At 66.3% G+C, this 15,581-nt stretch carries 15 protein-coding genes; 4 read left to right on the top strand and 11 right to left on the bottom strand.

The window, feature by feature from the left end:
• Window positions 1-113: 113 nt before the first annotated feature.
• The 10 genes from KV110_RS03315 to KV110_RS03270 all read right to left on the bottom strand — a co-directional run bounded on the left by KV110_RS03315 (window position 114) and on the right by KV110_RS03270 (window position 10,420).
• Entirely contained in the window at window positions 114-1,541 is a 1,428-nt protein-coding gene (locus KV110_RS03315) for an MCE family protein (RefSeq protein ID WP_218473308.1), read from the bottom strand.
• Window positions 1,538-2,782: an MCE family protein gene (locus KV110_RS03310; RefSeq protein ID WP_218473306.1), complete on the bottom strand. Its 1,245-nt coding sequence runs from the start codon at window positions 2,780-2,782 to the stop codon at window positions 1,538-1,540. The genes KV110_RS03315 and KV110_RS03310 overlap by 4 nt, the downstream gene beginning before the upstream one ends.
• Window positions 2,779-4,035, bottom strand: a complete 1,257-nt coding sequence (locus tag KV110_RS03305) for an MCE family protein (RefSeq protein WP_218473304.1) — start codon at window positions 4,033-4,035, stop codon at window positions 2,779-2,781. The genes KV110_RS03310 and KV110_RS03305 overlap by 4 nt, the downstream gene beginning before the upstream one ends.
• Complete coding sequence (locus KV110_RS03300) at window positions 4,032-5,099, bottom strand: MCE family protein (RefSeq protein WP_218473303.1); 1,068 nt, start codon at window positions 5,097-5,099, stop codon at window positions 4,032-4,034. Before KV110_RS03300 ends, KV110_RS03305 begins: the two co-directional genes overlap by 4 nt.
• Complete coding sequence (locus KV110_RS03295; protein WP_218473302.1) at window positions 5,096-6,121, bottom strand: MCE family protein; 1,026 nt, start codon at window positions 6,119-6,121, stop codon at window positions 5,096-5,098. Before KV110_RS03295 ends, KV110_RS03300 begins: the two co-directional genes overlap by 4 nt.
• Entirely contained in the window at window positions 6,118-7,314 is a 1,197-nt protein-coding gene (locus KV110_RS03290) for an MCE family protein (protein WP_218473301.1), read from the bottom strand. Before KV110_RS03290 ends, KV110_RS03295 begins: the two co-directional genes overlap by 4 nt.
• A gap of 4 nt (window positions 7,315-7,318) precedes the next feature.
• Window positions 7,319-8,170 carry an MlaE family ABC transporter permease gene (locus KV110_RS03285; protein ID WP_218473299.1) on the bottom strand — a complete coding sequence of 284 codons (852 nt, stop codon included), beginning with the start codon at window positions 8,168-8,170 and terminating at the stop codon, window positions 7,319-7,321.
• Window positions 8,171-8,174: 4 nt separating this feature from the next.
• Entirely contained in the window at window positions 8,175-8,939 is a 765-nt protein-coding gene (locus KV110_RS03280) for an MlaE family ABC transporter permease (protein ID WP_218473297.1), read from the bottom strand.
• Window positions 8,940-9,281: 342 nt separating this feature from the next.
• Complete coding sequence (locus KV110_RS03275) at window positions 9,282-10,187, bottom strand: 3-oxoacyl-ACP reductase (protein ID WP_218473295.1); 906 nt, start codon at window positions 10,185-10,187, stop codon at window positions 9,282-9,284.
• 44 nt (window positions 10,188-10,231) lie between these two features.
• Window positions 10,232-10,420: a ferredoxin gene (locus KV110_RS03270; protein WP_218478144.1), complete on the bottom strand. Its 189-nt coding sequence runs from the start codon at window positions 10,418-10,420 to the stop codon at window positions 10,232-10,234.
• Window positions 10,421-10,576: 156 nt separating this feature from the next.
• Between KV110_RS03270 and KV110_RS03265 the strand changes: the two genes are divergently transcribed.
• The 4 genes from KV110_RS03265 (at window position 10,577) to KV110_RS03250 (ending at window position 13,854) form a co-directional block, all read left to right on the top strand.
• The gene (locus KV110_RS03265) at window positions 10,577-11,770 is read left to right on the top strand and encodes an acyl-CoA dehydrogenase family protein (RefSeq protein ID WP_218473293.1); all 1,194 of its coding nucleotides are present in this window, start codon (window positions 10,577-10,579) and stop codon (window positions 11,768-11,770) included.
• A 21-nt stretch (window positions 11,771-11,791) separates the two neighbouring features.
• Complete coding sequence (locus KV110_RS03260) at window positions 11,792-12,895, top strand: acyl-CoA dehydrogenase family protein (RefSeq protein ID WP_218473291.1); 1,104 nt, start codon at window positions 11,792-11,794, stop codon at window positions 12,893-12,895.
• Between the two features lie 144 nt (window positions 12,896-13,039).
• Window positions 13,040-13,504 carry a hypothetical protein gene (locus KV110_RS03255; protein ID WP_218473290.1) on the top strand — a complete coding sequence of 155 codons (465 nt, stop codon included), beginning with the start codon at window positions 13,040-13,042 and terminating at the stop codon, window positions 13,502-13,504.
• Window positions 13,501-13,854 carry a hypothetical protein gene (locus KV110_RS03250; RefSeq protein ID WP_218473288.1) on the top strand — a complete coding sequence of 118 codons (354 nt, stop codon included), beginning with the start codon at window positions 13,501-13,503 and terminating at the stop codon, window positions 13,852-13,854. Before KV110_RS03255 ends, KV110_RS03250 begins: the two co-directional genes overlap by 4 nt.
• 39 nt (window positions 13,855-13,893) lie before the next feature.
• On the opposite strand, the gene KV110_RS03245 is transcribed toward KV110_RS03250, so the two are convergent.
• Complete coding sequence (locus KV110_RS03245; protein ID WP_218473286.1) at window positions 13,894-15,543, bottom strand: acyl-CoA synthetase; 1,650 nt, start codon at window positions 15,541-15,543, stop codon at window positions 13,894-13,896.
• Between the last annotated feature and the right edge of the window lie 38 nt (window positions 15,544-15,581).

Genomic DNA, 15,581 nt, shown 5'->3' with positions numbered 1-15,581 from the left:
ATGCACGCTGCCACATGGCTCGCTCACTTCGTTCGCTCATGACTGCACCTCGCTGGCGCTCGGCTCCGTCATGCGCGATGCGCACTGCCACATGGCTCGCTCACTTCGTTCGCTCACTGTTGCTGCTCCTCGAGCATTGCCTGCCAGCTCGACGGTACCGTGCCCGAACCGCCCGGTCCGATATCGCCCTGTCGGTAGGTGCGGCCGTCCGGGCCGATGTACTGGCCGGTGGACGGGTCATAGGATCTCGCGGCAGCCGGCGTGCCGGTGCCGTACGCGGCGGGTGCCACCTGCGCCGGACCGGGCGCGACCGGCGCGGACGCGGGCGCAACCGGTTGCGGCGGGCCGAACGGGGGGTTGTTGCCTTCCGGGACATAGCCGGTCCGGCACAGCTCGGGCGTCGGCGCCCGCACGCCGGGGAACTCCGCGCACGGCGTATTGCGAATGCCGCGCACCTCGATCGGCGAATCCTGCGGCACCTTGCAGTACAGACCCGGCGGGGTACCGACCGAGTCCAGCTCGCTCGGCGAGCGCCGCTCGTTCGGCGGCAGGAACCCGGTCGTACACGCGGGCGGGTCGTTGACCACGACCATGAAGTCGACCATGGCGCCGTACTCCGCGGGTCCGCGGATGACCGTCTTCAGCGCCGCGATCAGCGGCGGGAAGACCACCAGGAGTTGTTCCAGCCCAGCGTGATAGGTGACGCCGACCTGTCCGACGCTGACCAGGTTCGTCAGCAGCAGCGGCAACGTCGGACGCAGCGATTCGAACTGCGCGTTCACCCGCTGCATCGCGGAAGGGCCGTCGCGCAACACGTTGCGCAGCGACGGATCGTGCGCGCGCAGCTGATCGGTCACCGTGGCCAGATCGCTGGTCCACGACCGGATGGCCGCGTCGGACCGGATCTGCGTGTCCAGCAACGGCCCGATCTGGTCCAGCAGCTTCTTCGTCGGTTCCGCGCTGTTCTGCGCCTCCTGCACCAGCAGCGCTGCCGAATCGATGAACCGCTGCAAATCCGGACCCGCGCCGTTGAACGCCTTGAACGCCTCATCGATCACCTGCCGCAGCCGCGTGTCGGCCACGCTGGACAGCAGCCGGTCGGACTGGTCGAGCAACGAGCCGACATCCTGCGGCAACTTGGTGCGTTCCACCGGGATCACCGCGCCGTCGGCCAAATTGCCGCCGGTGGGGCGGTCGGCCGGAATCAGGTCGACGTACTGCTCACCCACCGCAGAGACGCTGCGCACCCACGCCGTCACATCCGCGGGAACCTTGTAGTCGCTATCGATGGACAGCTTCGCCTCGACACCGGTCGAGGTGAGCAGAACATCCTGCACCACACCGATATTCGTGCCCCGGTAGGCGACATTGGCCGTCGGGTAGAGACCGCCCGTCGCCGCCAGCTGCACCGTGACGTCGTACCGGCCGATGCCGAACATGGCGGGCAGCTTCACATACACCCCGCCCATCACCGCCAGGCCGATCACCGTCAACACGGCGAAGATCGACAGCTGGACGCGGACGAATCGGGTGAGCGTCATCGGCCCGGACCCCCTTGTGGCGCAGTGTCTCCCGGCATCGGCACGGTCAGCCCGGGAATGGCGGGCAAGCCGGGAATCGGCGGCAGACCGGGAATGGTCGGCGTCGGCTGCGCATCGGCGGCGGGCGGTGGTTGCAGCGGGCCGGTTGCCGGGTTGCCGCTCTGCGCGGCGGTATCGGGCGCGAAACTGCCGATCACGCCCTCGACACCGCCGAACCGGCCGCCGAGTGGCGTGCCGGTCAGCCAGTTGCTGTCCAGCCGCTTGCCGGTCAGGTCGACCGTGATGAACAAGTTGAGGTAGTCGCCCTTGATCGCCTTGTCCAGGTTCTTCATCGGGAACGGGAAAGTCGGGATGATCTTCATCGCCTCGATCAAATTGACCCCGGTGTCGGCCAGCGTCTGCAGCACCGGCGCGAGACTGCGCAGGTTCGCCTTCAGGTTGTCGCCGCTGGTGGCGATGAGCCGATCCGTGACGTTGCTGAGGTCACCGAGCGCGTTGATCGCCGCGGTGATGTTCGCGGTGCGGTCGGCGAGCACGGTGAGCGCGGGATGGATCCGCTCGATGGCAGCGGCCACCACGTCGCGCTGCCGCACCAACTGGCCGCCGAGACGATCCAGCCCGCTCATCGCCGCGATGATGTCGTTGCGCTGCTTGTCCAGGTTCGTGGTCAGCTCATTGAGCTGCGGCAGCAGATCACGAATATCGTTCTCCCGGCCGACCAGCGCGGAATTCAGTTCGCGGGTAATCGTTTCCAGCTGCGAGATGCCGCCGCCGTTCAGCACCACCGACAGCGAGGACAGCACCTGCTCCGTGGTCGGGTAGGCCCCGGCCCGCTCCAGCGGGATGACATCGCCACCCTTCAGCTGTCCCTGCGGCGCGGTGTCCGTCGGCGCGGCCAGTTCGACGTGATTACTGCCGAGCAGACTGGTCTGCCCGATCTTGGCGACGGCGTTGGCGGGCAGCCGCACACTCGGGTTCAGCGTGACCGTGACCAGCGCGTGCCAGCCTTCCACCTCGATATTCGACACCGTCCCGACCGTGACGTCGTCGACCCGCACCGGTGAATTCCTGGTCAGCGTGGTCACATTCGGCATCTGGATGCGCACCCGGTACGCGCCGTCCATGGTGCCTTCGGTGCCCGGCATGGGCAGTGAGTTCAGGCCGTCCCACTCGCAGCCGGAAATTCCCAGCGCCACTGCGAGTCCCACTACCAGGGTTGCCATCCGGCGAGGTCGTGTCATCGCCCTCCTCCCGGGATAGCGAGTCCGGCAATGCCATTCGGCACCGTCACCGGCGGCGGCCCGGGCGGCGCCGCCTGCTCGGCCAGACTCGGCGGGCTGAACTTCAGCTGGTCCGGGAACGCGTGCACCCCGGTGGCCGGATTCAGCATGATCGGCGCGTAATTCATGGCCAGCGAACTGATCACCGGCGCGAGATACTGCGCGCACAGATCGGCGGAGCGATCGGAATCGTTGGTCTCCAGCGCCCGCACCGAGCCGCAGAGGAAGCTGAGCGGATCGGCCGTGTTGTTCAGCGCGACCGCGCCGCTGAGCGTGCCCTGAGCCGGCTTGTAGATCTGATAGAAGTTCACCAGCGCCGTCGGTCCCGAGTGCAGCACCCGCTCCAGTTCGGGGCGCTTGTCCACCAGCTGCTGCGTTACCTCGGCCAGCCGCTGCACACCCTCGGTGAGCTCGGCGCCGCTGCCTTCGAGGAAACGCTTCACATCACCCAGCGCGGTATCCAGATTGTCCAGTCCCGCACCGAGTTCCTCCGACGTATTGGCCAGCACCGAGGACACCGATGCGAGCCTGCCACCGAACTGCACGATCTGTTCGTTGCTCGCCGACAGCACGTCGACGAACTTCTGCAGATTGCGGATGGTGCCGAACAGATCGGTGCGCCCGTCCGACAGCGTGTTCAGGGTGGCGGACAGCTCCCGCAGCGTGTCGCGCAGTTTCTGCCCGTTGCCGTCCATATTGTCGGCGGCGGTGTTGACGAAGCGGCCGAAGGAGCCCTGCGTGTCGTCGCCGACCGGTCCCAAAGTGGTTGCCAGCTTGGACAGTTCGGCCTTGATGTCGTCCCACTCCACCGGCACGGCCGTGTGCTCGAGCGGAATCTCCGCGCCGTCGGCCATTTTCGGGCCGCCGGTGTAGGCCGGTGCCAGCTGGATGAACCGCGCCGACACCAGCGACGGCGAAATGATCACCGCGCGTGCGTCGACGGGTATGTCGATCCCGCGGTCCAGGGTCATCTTGACCTGCACCCGGTCCTTGCCCGGATCGATCGAATCGATGCGGCCGACGCTCACGCCGAGCACCCGAACCTCGTCACCCTTGTACAGGCCGGAGGTCGACGGGAAATACGCCGTGATCGTGGTTTTCCCGAGCCGGGTGACACCGCTGTACCCGGCGGCCAGCACCAGCGCGGCGACCAGCACGCCCGCGACCGCCAGCACCCAGCGCGGTAGGTTTCGAGCTCGTTCCAGCATGTTCATCGCGGTGGCTCCTGAAGGGCGGGCCCGATCGACGGCGGTGCCGGGTTGGTGAAGACGTTGCGGAGGTCTTCGGGCAGATGCTCCGGCCACACCAGCGCATCGACCAGCGGCTGCAATTCCGCGCTGCTGGCGTTGACGACGTAGGCGTTGAACCACGGGCCGTTGCCGACCTGCTCACCGAGCGCCGCCGCATAGGGGCCCAGGTTGTCGAGCGCTTCGGAGATGTTCTGCTTGTTGCGCTGCAGCAGGGCCAGCACCGAATTCAGTTTGTCCAGTGCGGGTTTGAGCAGCGGCTCGTTGTCCGATACCAGGCCGGACAGCTGCTTGGACACCTCGTTCACGTAGACGATCAGCTGGCCGATCGCGGCGCGGCGCCGGTCCAGCTCGCCGAGCAGGTTGTTGCCGTCCAGCAGCAGCGCGTTGATCTGGTTGCTCCGGTCGGCCAGGATCTTGGTGACGTTCTGCGCCCGGACCAGCAAGTCGGACAGGGCTTGGTCGCGCGCATTGATGCTGCGCGACAACGCCGTTACCCCGTCCAGCGCCGCCCGCAGCGGAGCGGGAGTGTCGGCGAAGGTCGCCGAGAGCGTATCCAGCGTCTTGTCGACCTGCGCCAGATCCAGTCCCTGCACCGTGCGGCCGAGATCACCGAGCGCTTCGTTGAGCGAATACGGAGAGGTGGTGCGGTCCAACGGAATCGTGTCGTCGCGCCGCAGCGCACCCGATCCGGTCGGCGTCACCTCCAGCGACTTGCGGCCGAGCACGGTGTTGGTCTTGATCGCGGCGGAAGTCTTCTCGCCGAGCACAATCGACTCATCCAGGGTGAAGCGGACCAGCACCCTGGCACCGTCCAGTTGGACATCGTCCACCCGGCCGGTCCGCACCCCGGCCACCTGGACCGGATCGCCCGGCACCAACCCGCCCGCGTCGGCGAAGTGCGCGGTGTAGGTCGCGCCGCCGCGGATGAACGGCAGCCGGTCGAACTGCAGGGCCGACAAGGCCACACACACCGCGAGCACCAGGCCGACGATGCCGATGGTGACGACACGTGATCGCTGCTCGTTCATTCGGGTGCGCACCTTCCGGTCGTCTGCTTACCCGGCAGGTTCACTTGCAACGGCTGCCCGTTCGGGCCGTCCACCACCAAATTGGTGCCACAGATGTAGAGCTGGAGGAACGAGCCGTAGGCGCCGATCCGGATCAGCTTCTTGTAGGTCTCCGGCAGCCGGTCGAGCACCCATTGCAAGGTGTCCGAGCCGTTGTCCAGGTTGGTGGACAATCGCCCCGTCTGCTCGATGGTGGAGCGCAGATCCGGGCGCGCCTGCGCGAGCAGGTCGGTCAGGTCGCGGGTGGCGCCCGCGATCCGCGGCAGCGCGTCGCCGATCGGATCACGGTCGGCGGCCAAACCGCTGACCAGCCGCTGTAATTCGTCGAGGGTGGTGGCGAACTGGTCACCGCGTTCATCGATGGTCTGCAACACCGTGTTCAGGTTGTTGATCACGTTGCCGATCAATTCGTCGCGGTCGGCCAGCGTCTTGGCAAAGGAGCCGCCGCTGTTGAGCAGCGACACCAGCGTGCCGCCCTGGCCCTGGAAGATCTGCAGCAGCGCACTGGTCAGGTCGTTCACCTGCGCGGGATCCAACCCGCGCAGCAGCGGGCGGAACCCGCCGAGCAGCATGTCCAGGTCGAGTGCGGGCGCCGTCTTGTCCTTGCCGATGGTGCCGCCGTCCGGCAGCACATCCGCCGAGCCCGGGCCCTCCAACAGCTCCAGATACCGGTCACCGACCAGGTTTTCGTATCTGATCGTGGCGCGGGTGCTGGTGAGCAGCCGGTACTTGCGGTCGACATCGAACTCGACGTGCGCGAGATGGTCCTTGCCCACCTTCACCGAGGAGACCGAGCCGACCGGCACGCCGGCGATGCGCACCTTCGAGCCCGGCAGCATCCCCGACGAACTGGTGAACACGGCGTGGTATCCGTACTCCCTGGCGAAGCGCATCTGGCTGAACACGATCGTCAGCCCGGCGAAGACCAGCGCCATCACCAGCGTGAAGATGGCCAGTTTGACGGTCGTCGCGGTGTTCTTCACAGCCTTCCCACCCCCGGCAGCCCGGCGAACAGCAGCTGGAACACCTTGGGCGCCTCATTGGGCTTCGTGAAACCCGTGTTCGGCACGTACGGAGCTCCCTCGTTCGTGTCGGTGACGACATAGTCGGCGTGACTGCCCGGCACCCGATCCACCACGCCAGCGCAGTGCGGGCCGCCGGTCGCGTTCACCTTGGGCAGGTCGTCCGGATAGGTGTACGGCTTCGCGCCGAACATGAAGTTGGTGTTCATCCCGATGCCAGGCAGCACCCCGCCGAACACGTCCTCGGCGAGCGGCATCATCGGGCCGAGGCCGTCGATCAAACAGCCGAGCGCGGGAGCGTACTCGAACAACAGGCTCGTCGTCGGCCGCAGCAGATCGAGCGCGGTGCTGAAATCGCCGGTGTTGTCCCGCAATACCGAGCCGGTGGTGTCGGCGAGGCCGACCACGTTGGCCAGCACGTTGTCCAGGCTCTGCTGCTCGTCGACCAGGCTGGCGCTGGTCACGGTGGCGTTGTCGACCGTGCGCAACAGATCGGGGACGGTGTCCGCGTACAGGTTGGTGACCTCGCCGGTCTGCACCAGATCCTGTTGCAGCGTCGGCAGATACGGGTTGATGTCGCGTAGGTAGGCGTCGCTGCGGGCGAGCAAATCGCCCAGCTTCTCGCCGCGGCCCTGCAGCGCCGTGCCGAGCGCGGACAGCGTCGCGTTCAGCTTCTCCGGCTCCACCTTGGCCAGCACATCGGACAAGTGCTGGAACAGCGTGTTGAACTCGACGGTCACCCGCTGCGCCGTCACCGTCGCACCCGGTTGCAGCGAGGTCGGCGAAGGTTGTTCCGGCACCGTGAAGTTCACGTACTTCGCGCCGAACACGGTGGTGGACCGGATATCGACGCCCGCGTTGGCCGGAACCAGTTTCAGCTGTTCTGGATTCACCGCCAGCTTCAGGCTCGCGCCGTCGGGTGTCTGATCGATCGCGACGACCCGGCCGATCTCCACCCCGCGCACCTTCACCTTGGCGTCGGGATCGAGCACGAGCCCGCTGCGCGGCGCGTCCACCGTGACGGTGGCCGTCGACGCGAACCCGCCGACGAACATGATCAGTGCGATGGCGACGACGGCGACCAGTGCGAGCACCATCGCGGCACCGGCCAGTTTGAGACCAAGTGCAGCGCGCAATTGCTTCGAATCCGCCATTCGCTTACCCGGAGAGATGGAAGTTGCCGGAGGTGCCGTAGATGGCCAGCGAGATCAGCAGGGTCACCGTGACCACCGCGACCAGCGAGGCCCGCACCGCGTTGCCGACCGCGACGCCGACCCCGACCGGTCCGCCCGCGGCATGGAAGCCGTAATAGGTGTGGATCAGCATGACGGCCAGCGCCATGAAGATCGCCTGCGCGAACGACCAGAGGATGTCGCTCGGGATCAGGAAGGTGGAGAAGTAATGGTCGTAGACGCCCGCCGACTGCCCGTAGATGACGACCGTCGCGAACCGGCTGGCCAGGAACGACGCGATCACCGCGAGCGCGTACAGCGGCACGATCGCGATCATCCCCGCCAGCACCCTGGTCCCGACCAGATACGGCACCGGCCGAATCGCCATCGACTCCAGCGCGTCGATCTCCTCGGCCACCCGCATGGCGCCGAGCTGCGCGGTCGAACCCGCCCCGATGGTGGCGGCCAATCCGATGCCGGAAATCACCGGCGCCGCGATGCGCACATTGATGAATGCCGCGAAGAAGCCGGTAAGCGCCTCGACGCCGATATTGCCGAGCGAGCTGTAACCCTGCACGGCGATGGTGCCGCCGGCGAACAGCGTGAGGAAGCCGACGATCACCACGGTGCCACCGATCACCGCCAAAGCACCGCTGCCCATGCTGATTTCGGCGATCAGCCGAATGGTTTCGGTTCGATAGTGCGTCATGGCGCGCGGAATGGCCCCAAGAGCCTGGGCGTAGAACACAGCATGTTTACCGACAGAATCGAGCGAGTCCGACATCCGACGCACTCGTCGCACGGTACGCGGGAAGCGGGATTCGATCACGAAGGCCATGCGGTCACCGCGCCGTGAACTTGATGCCAACCGCGGTGACCACCACGTTCACCACGAACAAGGCCATAAAGGCGAAGACAACGGTCTGATTCACCGCGTCACCGACACTCTTGGGACCGCCTTTGACATTCAGACCCAGATAACAAGCCACCAGCCCGGCGATCAGCCCGAACAATCCGGCCTTCACCTCGGAGATGACCAATTCGGGCAAATGGGTCAGCAGCGTGATGCCGTTGACGAACGCGCCCGGGTTCACGTCTTGCAGAAACACCGAGAACAGAAATCCGCCGACGATGCCGATAGTGCACACCAGGCTATTGAGCATCAGCGCGACGAACATCGAGGCGAGCACCCGCGGCACCACCAGTCGTTGCACCGGGTTGATGCCGAGCACCCGCATCGCGTCGATTTCCTCGCGAATGGTGCGAGCGCCCAGGTCAGCGCAGATCGCGGTGGCACCGGCCCCCGCGACGATCAGCACGGTGACGATCGGACCCACCTGGGTGACCGCGCCGAATGCCGCGCCCGCGCCGCTGAGGTCGGCCGCGCCGATCTCGCGCAACAGGATGTTCAGCGTGAAGCTCACCAAAACGGTGAATGGAATCGCGACCAACAGCGTCGGCACGATCGAGACTCGCGCGATGAACCACGACTGGTCGATGAACTCGCGCCATTGAAATGGCCTGCGCACGCTGGAGCGTGCGACTTCGGCGGTCAGTTCGAAGAACCCGCCAACGGCCCGCAATGGCACGGCAAGGACCTCGTTCATCAGCGAACCTCCTTGCTCAAACCTGCGTACAAGCTCACGGCACGATTCTTCACCGAGGCCGCACCGCCTCCACGATTAGAACACGTTCATTGCGTTGCCGGAAGATGTTTGCCACTTTTGAGCTGCACTTTTTCTTTGCATCGGCATATGAATTTGAAACGAGTGTCAGCGAGATTGATCCCACCTTTGTGCGGCGGCACACATCTCGACCACCAATGTCTACCAAGTGCCAGACCCGTGATCAACAGTTGGACAGTCGATCAGCAGCTCCGTGTCACCGGGCCTTGCAGTTGTCGATCCTCGCTGAGCTTGTTTCGCTCGCCCGGTCGAGCTCTTCCGGACTCAGCCCAGATCCAGCAGGGCCGAGGCCGAGAATGTCTGCCCCGCAGGGCGTTCGGCGAAATAGCCGCCGAGGGTCGCGGCTAGATCTCCGGCGGACCACTGGCCACCAGCGGCGTCGAAGCGTTGCTCGACAACCGGTGCCGCCATGAGCGCCACCATCCCGCCGTAGACCACGAACAGTTGACCGTTCACCGCGTCGGCGGCCGGCGAGGCGAGGTAGGCGACCAGCCGGGCCACATGATCGGGCGAGAGCGGGTCGACCTCGCCCTCGGGCGCCGCACTGAACACGGCCTCGGTCATCGCCGTCCGCGCGCGGGGCGCGATCGCGTTGGCGCGCACGCCATACCGGGACAGTGCGCGGGCGGCCGACAGGGTCAGGGCGGTGATGCCCGCCTTGGCGGCGCCGTAGTTGGCCTGCCCCTCCGGCCCGAGCAGTCCGGCCTCGGACGAGGTGTTGATGAGCCTGCCGTAGATCGGTGCGCCCGCCGCTTTGGACTTGCCGCGCCAATACGTCGCCGCGTTGCGGGACAACAGGAAATGTCCGCGCAGGTGGACCGCGACGACCGCGTCGAAGTCCTCGTCGGACATGTTGAACAGCATGCGGTCCCTGGTGATGCCCGCGTTGTTCACCACGATGTCGACGCCGCCGAAGGCTTCGTCGGCGGTGCGGATCAGCGCGTCCGCCGTCGTGCGTTCGGCGATGCTGCCCGCGACGAACTCGGCCTTCGCGCCGAGCGCACGGATCTCGGACAGGGTGTCGGACACCGCAGCCGATTCCGACAGGTCGTTGACCACCACCGAAGCGCCTGCTCCGGCCAGCGCGAGCGCCTCTGCCCGCCCCAGCCCGGCACCGGCTCCGGTCACGATCGCTACCCGGCCCGCCAGACTCACATCGTCATCACTCACGAGCCGACCCTAGAACGTGTTCCAATCTATGGCAAGGCCCGGTCTCACTGGAGTCGCAGGGCCGCTTTCGGGCATTGCGCCACCGCGTCCTCGACGTCCGCGAGGCGGTCGGCCCGCACGTCGGCTTCGAGGATGTGCAACTGGTCCTCATCATCGAGTTCGAACACGTCGGGGGCGATTCCGACACAGATTCCGTTCGCTTCACACTGGTCCAGATCGACGCTTACCTTCATCAGAACTCCTTTACCGCGATCCTGGTCGAAGCCTAACAAGCCGATGCCGCCTCGCGCGGCGCCATCGACCGGATTCAGCAGCAATACTGGAACATGTTTCAGTCGATATGCAATGATCGGTGCAACCCACCCCGACGAAGGCCTGAGGTATTTGCCATGCGCATTGCGTACACGCCGCAGCAGGAGGAGCTACGCGCGGAGCTGCGCGACTACTTCGCGCGACTCATCACCCCCGAGCGCAGGGCCGCGCTCAGCGCGCAGACCGGCGAGTACGGCCAAGGCAACGTCTACCGCGAGGTCGTGCGGGAGATGGGCCGCGACGGCTGGCTCACGCTGGCCTGGCCGAAGGAGTTCGGCGGCCAGGACCGGCCGACGATGGACCAGCTGATCTTCACCGACGAGGCCGCCATCGCGGGCGCCCCGGTGCCGTTCCTGACCATCAACTCGGTCGCGCCGACGATCATGCACTACGGCAGCGAGGAGCAGAAGCGCTTCTTCCTGCCCAAGATCGCGGCGGGCGAGCTGCACTTCGCCATCGGCTACTCCGAGCCGGGGGCGGGCACCGACCTGGCCAGCCTGCGCACCAGTGCGGTGCGCGACGGCGACGACTACGTGATCAACGGCCAGAAGATGTGGACCAGCCTGATCGCCTACGCGGACTATGTCTGGCTCGCGGTGCGCACCGATCCGAATGCCAAGAAGCACAAGGGCATCAGCATGCTCATCGTGCCGACCACGGCCGAGGGCTTCTCCTGGACGCCGGTGCACACCATGGCCGGGCCCGACACCAGCGCGACCTATTACCAGGACGTGCGGGTACCCGCGAGCGCACTGGTCGGCCAGGAGAACGGCGGCTGGTCGCTGATCACCAACCAGCTCAACCACGAGCGCGTCGCGCTGACATCGGCCGGGCCGCTGGGGCTTGCCGTGAGTCAGACGGTCGAGTGGGCGCGTAACACCAAGACAGGCAACGGCACCCGGGTGATCGACCAGGAGTGGGTGCAGCTCAACCTTGCTCGCGTATACGCCAAGGTCGAGTACCTGAAGCTGCTGAACTGGGAGATCGCCAGCCGTGCCGACGCGGGCGGTGACGCGGCGCCACGGCCGTGGGATGCCTCCACCTGCAAGGTGTACGGCACCGAGCTGGCCACCGAGGCTTACCGGCTGCTGATGGAGGTGCTCGGCCCACAGGCATATCTGCGGCAGGACTCCCCCGGCGCCGAGCTGCGCGGACGGCTGGAGCGGATGCACCGGGCCGCGCTGATTCTCACCTTCGGCGGCGGCACCAACGAGGTGCAGCGCGACATCATCGCCATGACCGCCCTCAAGCAGCCCGCCGCGGCGCGCTGAGTTGGAAAGCAGGTAGCAGACATGGATTTCACCCCTACCGAAGCGCAACTCGACCTGGCCCGGTTGACCGGCGAGGTGTGCGGCAAGCTCGTCACCGCCGACCGGCTGCGTGAGCTCGACACCGCGGCTGAGCGATTCGACGAAGCCCTGTGGAGTTCGCTCGCCGAGACCGGTGTGCTCGCGGCGGCGCTGCCGGAGTCCGTGGGCGGCAACGACTTCGGCGTGCTCGAGCAGACCGCCGTCCTGCGTGAGCTCGGCAAGTACGTCGCCGCGGTGCCGTACCTGTGGTCGATCGTGGTCGGCGCGGGCGCACTGGCCCGGTTCGGCGATGCGGCGCAACAGGATCGGGCCACCCAGGCCGGTGCGGGTCGGGTGATCCTGACCGCGGCGCTGTCCGAAGAGCACAATTGGGAGCCTGCCCGGCCGACCACCACCGCCGTCGAGGCGGATGGCGGCTGGCGGCTCACCGGCGCCAAGACCACCGTGCCGTTCGCCAACCGGGCCGACCGAATCCTGGTCCCGGCCACGGTGTCCGGCGCTGCCGCGGTGTTCCTGGTCGATCCGGCGGCGGCGACGGTGACCGCGCAGCAGGTGGTCGACCGCAGCCCCGAGTACGCCGTCGAATTCGCCGACACCCCAGCCGAACTGCTCGGCACCGTCGATAACGGCGCCGAGATCCTGGACTGGATCCTCACCCGTGCCTGGCTCGGCCTCAGCGCCCTGCAACTCGGCACCGTGGAGCGGGCCCTCGACCTGGTCGCCGAATACGCCCGCGAGCGTGAACAATTCGGCAAGGCCGTCGGCAGTTTCCAGGCCGTGGCCCAGCGCCTCGCCGACGCCTACATCGACGTCCAGGGCCTGCGCCTTGCCGTCACCCAGGCCGCCTGGCAACTCTCCGAAGACCTCCCCAGCGCCGCAGCCGTACACACCGCCAAGTTCTGGGCCGCCGACGCGGGCCACCGAGTCGCCCACACCGTCGTCCACATCCACGGCGGCGTCGGCATCGACCGCGACCACATCGTCCACAACTACTTCACCGCGGCCAAACACCACGAATTCGCCCTCGGCGCAGGCACCGACCACCTCCGCGCCCTCGGCGCCCTACTCGCCGCCACCCCATCCTGAACAACCCCAACCCAATCGGCCCGCCGCTCCAATCGGCGGGCCGATTGCTGTTAGGGACCTACCACGTCCGCGTTCACCATCGCGAACTGAGCTGGGCCGTTGACGACTACTGAACTAATTCAGAACTACCTGTAGAATGGGCGTATGAGCTCGAAGACCTTCCCGTTCAGTGACCTGATCCGCAAGCAGACCTCGGTGTTCCCGGCCCTCGATGACGCCGATGTGATCCTCGAGCGCCGCGACGCGGAGAACCTGGTGCTGTCGCGGTCCGAGCGATTCGAAGCCAAAGAGACGGCTATCCGGCTGCTCGCCCGGACCATCGCCATCATCGCCAAGACGAATCGGAACCTGGCGGAGGAAGTCTTCTCGGAGGAACTGCCCTGGCTGAAGTGGCTACCGGAGACCGGACGGACCGAGGCCGTCACCGAACTGCTCGATCACCTGATCGCCGGAGCCGATACGGGCCTGTTCACTCCCTTCGCCCGCGACCTGATCGCGTGGCAGCACACGGCCGAGATCTACGCTCAGCCGGAATTGGCGCGCCGCCTCGCTGGCCCGTTCGAGCCCGACGACTTCACCGAGGTGACCCGCCCCGGCGGCACGGAATGAAGCTCCGCAAAGGCGATGAGGTTCCACGCCCGCGCCCTTGGCGAGTGGTCGTGCACAACCTCAATGCGGCGCGCGGATGGGCCGAATTGCTCGCCCAAGCACCCGGCAATCTCGATCGCGCGTGGGTCGACATCACCAGCGACCCACGCAGCGTTGCGAACCCATCCCGGCAGCATCGCCTGAAGTACGAGTTGAAGTCGATCAATCTAGGCGGCTCCGAACTAGAGCAATGGCAATACGAGATCACTGGCGGTGGCCGGATCTGGTACGCGATCGATGACGCGAAACGGACCCTGTACTTGACCCTGGCAGGCACGGGGCATCCTCGACAGACCGATCGTCGACGCTGATTCGGCTGACCGGGCAGGCAAAGCCGAAGGGCAGTGGCTCTACTTCGAGCTCGCTTCGACGTGCTCGTCGGCTGGGCGGTCCTCGGTTTGCGCTTTGGCCCAGCGGTAGTCGGGCTTGCCTGCGGGGTTGCGCTTGATCTCGTCGACGTACCAGAGGCTGCGGGGGAGTTTGTAGGGGGCGATTTCCTGGGTGAGTACGGGGCGGAGTTCGTCGAGGGTGGGGCGTTTGTCGCCGCGGCATTGGACTACCGCCGCGACGCGCTGGCCCCAGCGCTCGTCGTCGACGCCGACGACCAGGGCGTCGAAGACGTCGGGGTGACACTTCAGGGCGCCCTCGACCTCCTCGGGGTAGATCTTTTCGCCGCCGCTGTTGATGCTGACCGAGCCGCGGCCGAGCATGGTGACCGTGCCGTCCTCCTCGACCCTGGCGTAGTCGCCGGGGATCGAGTAGCGAATGCCGTTGAGCACCTTGAATGTTGCGGCGGTCTTGGCCTCGTCCTTGTAGTAGCCCAGCGGGATATGACCCTTGCGGGCGATGAAGCCGACCTGACCGGAGCCGGGCACCACCGGGTTGCCGTCCTCGTCGAGCACCGCCGTAGCTGCGTCGATCTTCACCCGCGGTCCGCCGGTGTGGTTCATGCCCTTGGCAACGACGGACAGTCCGCCGAACCCGGTCTCCGAGGAACCGATGGAGTCGGTGATCATCCGGGTCGGCAGTAGTTCGAGGAACTTGTCCTTGAGCGTCGGTGAGAACAGCGCAGCACTGCTGGCGATCACGTACAGACTCGAAAGATCGTACGGCGCACCGGTTTCCGGATTGCCTTCGAGCAACGCGTCGACCATCGGCCGCGCCATGGCGTCGCCGGTGATGAAGATGAGGTTGATCTTGTGCCGATCGATGTGCTGCCACACCCCGTGCCCGGTGAACTCCGGGATCATCACGGCCTTACCGCCGTCGAACAGGCTGTGGAAGGTGGCCGTCTGCGAGCCACCGTGGATCATCGGCGGAATCGGGAACCGCACCATCTGCGGATTACCGGCACCCAGCTTGGACTGATGCCATTCGTCCTGCACGTATTCCCCGTTGAGGAAGTTGATGCCGCCGCCGAGCACCCGCCACCAATCCTCGTGCCGCCACATCACGCCCTTCGGCAGGCCGGTGGTGCCGCCGGTGTAGAGCATGAAGATGTCGTCGGGCGAACGCTCGCCGAAGTCCCGCTCACCGGACGAGGCCGCCAGCGCCGCTTCGTACTCCACCGAATCCGCTGCGGTGGGAACGGTGCCGGTCGTATCGTCGTCGATGACGATCACGGTTTTCAGCAACGGCGTATTCGGGCGGACCCCGGCCACCCGGTCGCTGTAGCGGCGCTCGTGGATCAGCGCGACCATGTCCGAATTGTCGAAGATATATTGCAACTCGTTCTCGACGTATCGGAAGTTCACGTTGATCATCACCGCGCGCGCCTTGAACACCGCGACCATCGCCTCGACGGCCTCGATCGTGTTGCGCGAGTAGATGCCCACCTTGTCACCCGGCTTGACGCCGTGTTCGAGCAGGTAGTGAGCCAACTTGTTGGCGCGCTCCTCCAGCTGTGCGTAGGTCACCTCGCGGCCGTCGTCAGCGAGCGCGACGCGGTCGGGCATCAGGTCGATGGAGTGTTCGACAAGGTCCGCTATGTTGTAGCTCACAAGGCTAAAAATAGAACGTGTTACTGTTCCTGGCAAGG

Origin of the sequence: Nocardia iowensis, assembly GCF_019222765.1 — a bacterium.
In the GTDB taxonomy this organism is placed as follows: domain Bacteria; phylum Actinomycetota; class Actinomycetes; order Mycobacteriales; family Mycobacteriaceae; genus Nocardia; species Nocardia iowensis.
Note: the sequence above shows the minus strand (reverse complement) of the source record. Positions and strands in the feature narration are given on the sequence as shown.

Coding starts and splice junctions, on each gene's coding strand:
- KV110_RS03315 (WP_218473308.1), bottom strand. CDS start 1,541: ATGACGCTCACCCGATTCGTCCGCGTCCAGCTGTCGATCTTCGCCGTG.
- KV110_RS03310 (WP_218473306.1), bottom strand. CDS start 2,782: ATGACACGACCTCGCCGGATGGCAACCCTGGTAGTGGGACTCGCAGTG.
- KV110_RS03305 (WP_218473304.1), bottom strand. CDS start 4,035: ATGAACATGCTGGAACGAGCTCGAAACCTACCGCGCTGGGTGCTGGCG.
- KV110_RS03300 (WP_218473303.1), bottom strand. CDS start 5,099: ATGAACGAGCAGCGATCACGTGTCGTCACCATCGGCATCGTCGGCCTG.
- KV110_RS03290 (WP_218473301.1), bottom strand. CDS start 7,314: ATGGCGGATTCGAAGCAATTGCGCGCTGCACTTGGTCTCAAACTGGCC.
- KV110_RS03285 (WP_218473299.1), bottom strand. CDS start 8,170: ATGGCCTTCGTGATCGAATCCCGCTTCCCGCGTACCGTGCGACGAGTG.
- KV110_RS03280 (WP_218473297.1), bottom strand. CDS start 8,939: ATGAACGAGGTCCTTGCCGTGCCATTGCGGGCCGTTGGCGGGTTCTTC.
- KV110_RS03270 (WP_218478144.1), bottom strand. CDS start 10,420: ATGAAGGTAAGCGTCGATCTGGACCAGTGTGAAGCGAACGGAATCTGT.
- KV110_RS03265 (WP_218473293.1), top strand. CDS start 10,577: ATGCGCATTGCGTACACGCCGCAGCAGGAGGAGCTACGCGCGGAGCTG.
- KV110_RS03260 (WP_218473291.1), top strand. CDS start 11,792: ATGGATTTCACCCCTACCGAAGCGCAACTCGACCTGGCCCGGTTGACC.
- KV110_RS03255 (WP_218473290.1), top strand. CDS start 13,040: ATGAGCTCGAAGACCTTCCCGTTCAGTGACCTGATCCGCAAGCAGACC.
- KV110_RS03250 (WP_218473288.1), top strand. CDS start 13,501: ATGAAGCTCCGCAAAGGCGATGAGGTTCCACGCCCGCGCCCTTGGCGA.